General features: G+C 56.5%; 6 protein-coding genes. All 6 read right to left on the reverse strand.

Annotated elements, in window-relative coordinates:
- Positions 1 to 822 (reverse strand): molybdopterin-dependent oxidoreductase (locus ACIQ39_RS18515; RefSeq protein ID WP_396436056.1); only part of this gene is annotated, 822 nt, incomplete at its 3' end.
- A gap of 60 nt (positions 823 to 882) precedes the next feature.
- Entirely contained in the window at positions 883 to 1,122 is a 240-nt protein-coding gene (locus ACIQ39_RS18520; protein WP_396436057.1) for a formate dehydrogenase, read from the reverse strand.
- Positions 1,123 to 1,347: 225 nt separating this feature from the next.
- Positions 1,348 to 1,521 (reverse strand): hypothetical protein, encoded by a 174-nt coding sequence (locus ACIQ39_RS18525; RefSeq protein ID WP_396436058.1) that lies wholly within the window; start codon positions 1,519 to 1,521, stop codon positions 1,348 to 1,350.
- The gene (locus ACIQ39_RS18530) at positions 1,518 to 2,870 is read right to left on the reverse strand and encodes an amidase (protein WP_396436059.1); all 1,353 of its coding nucleotides are present in this window, start codon (positions 2,868 to 2,870) and stop codon (positions 1,518 to 1,520) included. The genes ACIQ39_RS18525 and ACIQ39_RS18530 overlap by 4 nt, the downstream gene beginning before the upstream one ends.
- Positions 2,870 to 4,279, reverse strand: a complete 1,410-nt coding sequence (locus ACIQ39_RS18535; protein WP_396436060.1) for a TRAP transporter large permease subunit — start codon at positions 4,277 to 4,279, stop codon at positions 2,870 to 2,872. The genes ACIQ39_RS18530 and ACIQ39_RS18535 overlap by 1 nt, the downstream gene beginning before the upstream one ends.
- Positions 4,276 to 4,851 (reverse strand): TRAP transporter small permease subunit, encoded by a 576-nt coding sequence (locus ACIQ39_RS18540; protein ID WP_396436061.1) that lies wholly within the window; start codon positions 4,849 to 4,851, stop codon positions 4,276 to 4,278. The genes ACIQ39_RS18535 and ACIQ39_RS18540 overlap by 4 nt, the downstream gene beginning before the upstream one ends.
- Positions 4,852 to 4,948: the final 97 nt, after the last annotated feature.

A 4,948-nucleotide genomic window follows, 5' to 3' on the forward strand; every position in this document is an offset into this window, starting at 1 on the left:
GCGCGTGAATCGGGGATCGACCACGATCATCTTGCAGCCGTTTTCTTTGGCGTGCAGCATGTGCAACATCGACACCGGGTGGGCTTCGGCGGCGTTGGAGCCAATGTACAAAGCGACTTTGCTGTTTTGCATGTCGTTGTACGAGTTGGTCATGGCACCATAACCCCATGTATTGGCGACACCAGCCACCGTGGTGGAGTGACAAATCCGGGCCTGGTGGTCACAGTTGTTGGTGCCCCAAAAACTCACAAACTTGCGCAGCAAATAGGCTTGCTCGTTGTTGCTCTTGGACGAGCCGATGTAGTAAACGCTGTCTGGTCCGCTTTCTTTGCGCAGCTCCAACATCTTGGCGCTGATTTCGCTCAGGGCCACATCCCAGCTGATGCGCTCGTATTTGCCGTTCACCAGTTTCATGGGGTAGCGCAAGCGAAATTCGCCGTGACCGTGCTCGCGCAGTGCCGCGCCTTTGGCGCAATGCGCGCCCAAATTGATGGGCGAGTCAAACACCGGCTCTTGGCGAACCCAGACGCCGTTTTCCACCACCGCATCGACCGCGCAACCGACCGAGCAGTGGGTGCAGATGGTGCGTTTGACTTCCACCTTGCCAGCACCCAGGATAGCGCCGCCTTTGGCTGCATGCGCTTTTTGAACCAGTGTGAGCTGCGAGGCGGCCAAACCCACACCTACACCCAAGCCCGACCGGCGCAAGAAACTGCGGCGGTCAAGCGTGGGCAAAGCCTGCGACAGGCCTCTGCGCAGGCTGTGAATGAAAGGGGAAACAGATGCACCCGAGGTGCCTGATTGTTTTTTGGTCAGCAACATGGAGATCTCCAGTTGAGGGGAACGAAAAAGAATGGGCGCTTGCCAAATGCAAGGCAATGCTCAGACGCGGGCCGTCTTGTAGTAGTGCTGAACGTGTTCGCTCAAGGTGTAGCCGCCACCGCGAGTGGGTTTGGGCAAGGCGGCCAGTGGGGCCGATGGTTTGACAAACCCGGGCAGCACGGCTGTGGTGGCCGCGACAGCCCCCACAGTGGCAGCACCTGCAAACAGGCTGCGCCTAGAAAGAGACGACTGAGGGGAGGCGGCGCTGGCCAAAAGAGCCGTGGAAACTGAAGAAGACATGCTGAGCTCCGTGCGTGTAAGAGGATGTAACAGCCAGATCAAAACTCGGCTCGACCAAGTGGTGCGAGCCACACTCTCATTGTGCAGCTTCAGCCCAACAACTCCATCAGGTTAACCCTTGGATTCTTTTGATTTACATCAAAAATTGGTCTTGATTGATCGCCTGTGTGTTGGCCAGCGCACGCCAGCGTGCGGCACAGACACACGGTGCGCATGGTGCAGCACTCACTCAGAGCCGTCCGATTCGCCCGAAGAAAAGTAATCAAACACAGCCAAGCCAAGGCCAGCCATCAAAATCAAGGTGATGTCCAGTTGAGGCAATTTCCAGATGTAGGGGATCAAGAAAGCGGCCATCAAAACCAGTCCAACCAAGCCGGTGTAACGCTCAAGAGACTTCATGACCTGTTCCTTTTGATAAATTCAGTGACCAACCACTGCGCAGAGCGCATCAGGCGGGCATCGTTTTGAAAAGCACCGACCGCCTGCACGCCCAAAGGCAAACCATTGGACAGGTTCATCAGCGGCAAATTGAGGCAAGGCAAACCGGCAAAACTCCAAGTGGTTTGCATGATGGGATTGCCGGTAGATTCAAGCCCCATGGGGGCTATGCCCAGCGCTGAAGGGCACAAAATGGCATCGAAACTTGCAAAGTACTCGTCAAAAGCACCCATGACGTGGAACTGGCGGTCTTTGGCCACCAAATAATCGGTGACCGGTATGGTCATGGCTTTTTCGATGCGCGCTTGCAAAGATTCGCTCAAAAGTGCACGGCTGTGGAGCCATTCCTTTTGCAAACAAAAAGCCAATTCGGACTCGTTGACCGTCTCCAACCACGGGACCACATTGCGCACAATGTCAGGCAGGGCCGCATGCGTCACACAGTCGCCCAGATGGTCTACAAAGGCCTCGTAGGCTTCGCGTGCCTCAGGGTCAACCAAGTCCCAGCTGGGTGTTTTGACAAAGCAAAACTTGGGCGGCAAAGGGGGCTCGGAGACGGCCACATCGTAAAAGCGGCGAGGGGCTTGGCGGGCGGTGGCGGCATCGTGTCCGTCATCCCCAGTCAAAATTTCGGCCACCCAAGCGATGTCTTCGAGCTTGCGCGCGAACACGCCCACTTCATCCAGCGACGGCGACTGATCAAGCACACCTGTGCGAGGCATCAGCCCGCGTGAAGCTTTGTAGGCATAGACCCCGCAATACGAAGCCGGACGGATGACCGAGCCGTTGGTTTGCGTGCCCAGCGCCACCGGCACCATGCCCGCTGCGACGGCTGCAGCCGAGCCGCTGGACGAACCGCCTGGGGTGTGGGCCAGGTTGTGCGGGTTGCATGTGGGGCCAGGCTGGGTGGTGGCAAATTCGGTGGTCACGGTCTTGCCGAAAATCACCGCACCGGCGGCACGCAAGCGCGACACCACGGTGGCATCGCCCACCGAATAACGCCCGGCATGGATGGGACTGCCGTACTCGGTCGGGAAATCCATGGTGTCAAAGATGTCCTTGACCCCCACCGGCACGCCGTACAGGGCGCCCGGCAAGTGTCCTGCTGCACGCTCGCGCTGCAGCTTGTCTGCCTGCAGGTCGACCACACGGTCATCGCGGTGCGCAAAAGCGTGAATGGCCTGGTCTGCCCCATCTACAAAACGCCCGAGCTTGCTGGTGAACTCCTGCACCGTCTCTTGGCCGCTGAGCAGGTGCTCACGGATTTGAATGGCCGTGAGTTCCGATACAGGTTTTAAAGGTACTGCCATCACTGCACTTTGAAGAAATCAGGGTTGACCACAGACTCGTCGTTGGGGTCGCGCTCAATTTCCACGGCTTGGTTGAAGAACTGGTCAGGCAAATAAGTCACCATGGCCGGGTAGACATAGGTCATGGCCAAGGTGAACAAAACCATGCCGACGAAAGGCATGCAGCCTTTGAAGATGGTGGTCAGCTGCAGACTTTTGGGTGCCACCCCTTTCAGGTAATAAGCCGACATCGCCATCGGCGGGGTCAGAAACGAGGTCTGCAAGTTGATCGCAATCAAGATGCCGAACAAGATCGGGTCGATGCCATACAAAGGCAGCAAAGGCAAGAAGATGGGCACGAAGATGATGATGATCTCGCTCCACTCCAGCGGCCAACCCAAGATGAAAATCAAGAACTGCGACAAAAGCAAGAACTGCACCGGCGAGAGGTTCAAAGCCAGCATGAAGTCTTTGACCACGTGCTCACCACCCAAGTAAGAAAAGACCGAGGCAAAGGTGGCGGCACCCACAAACAAGAAACACACCATGGCCGAAGTGCGGGCGGTGAGGTAGACCGATTCACGCAAACGTTGCCAAGTGAAGGCGCGGTAGACCACGGCCAAAATGATGCCGCCCAAAGCGCCCATGGCGGCCGCTTCGCTGGGGGTGGCCAGGCCAAACAAAATGGAGCCGAGCACCGCCATGATCAGCGCGGCCAAAGGCACAAAAGCCTTGAACACCAACACGATGCTTTCCCACACCGTGTAATGCTCCACGTCTTGGGGCTTGGGGCACAAAGAGGGGTTGAGCGTGGCGCGCACAATGATGTAAATGAGGTACAGCAAAGCCAATGTGAAACCGGGAATGATCGCAGCCGCATACAACTTGACCACCGACACGCTGGCCGTGGCCGCGTAGACGATGAGCAAGATGGAGGGCGGAATCAAGATACCCAGCGTGCCGCCGGCGGTGATCACACCACTGGCCAGCTTTTGGTCATAACCGGCTTTGAGCATGGGCGGCAAAGCGATCAAACCCATCAAGGTCACCACCGCGCCCACGATGCCGGTGGCGGTGGCAAACAAGGCACAAGTGACCAATGCGGCCACGGCCATGGAGCCGGGAACTGCACGCAAGCCAACCTGCAAGCTCAAAAACAACCTGTCCAAGATGTTGGCACGCTCGATGATGTAACCCATGAATAAAAACAAGGGTATCGATATGAGCACATCGTTGTTCATCACGCTGAAGGTGTTTTGCGTGAACAGGTACAAGATGCGGTTGTCCCACATCAACTGATCTGGGGTGAAGTAGGCATAAAAGCCAAAGCCTATGCCCATGGCCATCAAGGTGAAGGCGATGGGAAAACCCAAAAAGATAAAAACAATGAACAGCCCCAGCATGACGAGGGCGATGAAGGGATCACTCATGGTGCGGCTTTCTCTGCGTGCTGTTGAATCAGCACTTGTTCCAATTCTTCAACGTCGCCACTGCGTGACAACCATTCGCCTGTGCGTATGCACACCAGGCAACGCATGAACTCGGCAGCGCCTGCGATCAGCAAAGTGATACCGGCCACAAAAATCACCGACTTCAGGGGCCACACTGGCACGCCCGCCGGGCTGTTGACGCTGGACTCGAGAATGCGTGCGCTTTCATAAGCGTATTGGCCACCGGTGAACACCATGGCGAAAATCGCGGGGAAATAAAACAGGATGTACAAAGTCAAATCCACTTTGGCTTGTGTGCGGTTGGACCATTTACGGTAGATGAAGTCGCCACGCACATGCGAGTTGCGCGACACGGCGTAAGCGCCCGACATCATGAACAAGGCCCCGTACAGCATGTAACTCATGTCAAACGCCCACACCGTGGGGCTGTTGAGCACATAGCGCATGAAAACCTCGAAACAGGTGGATGCGGTCAAGATCAGCACACACCACGAAAATGCATGCCCGATCGATTTGCTGAGGATGTCGATCCTGCGAATCCAGATTTCCATGTGATTTACCTCTAGACAGACAATCGGCATAGGGGGCAGTCAACATGACTGCGCCCCTGCCACACCACCTAGCATGCGGGTCCGCACTAGGCGGTTC

The sequence above is a fragment of the Limnohabitans sp. genome (assembly GCF_044361645.1).
Taxonomy (GTDB): domain Bacteria; phylum Pseudomonadota; class Gammaproteobacteria; order Burkholderiales; family Burkholderiaceae_C; genus Limnohabitans_A.